Origin of the sequence: Psychromonas arctica (assembly GCF_038155225.1) — a bacterium.
Taxonomy (GTDB): domain Bacteria; phylum Pseudomonadota; class Gammaproteobacteria; order Enterobacterales; family Psychromonadaceae; genus Psychromonas; species Psychromonas arctica_B.
Genome location: NZ_JBAKBA010000438.1, coordinates 1 through 209 on the forward strand (window position 1 = coordinate 1; position 209 = coordinate 209).

Consider the following 209-nt stretch of genomic DNA (forward strand, 5'->3'; position numbering starts at 1 on the left):
CTTTAAAGGAGAAGCAGGTCGTTACCATTTATATGTTTCGTTAGCATGTCCATGGGCGCATCGCACTTTTATCTTTAGAGAGCTAAAAGGTTTGCTATCAATGATTGATATCTCTGTCGTGAATTCTCTAATGGCTGAGCAGGCTTGGACCTTCAAGCCGGGACCGGGTGTTATTAAAGATTCTGTTATTCATGTTTCATTGGTTCATG

1 pseudogene is annotated in these 209 nt (G+C 41.1%); it reads left to right on the top strand.

What is annotated here, in order from left to right:
• Positions 1-209 (top strand): annotated as a pseudogene (locus V6255_RS19025) (glutathione S-transferase family protein); the annotation flags it as partial.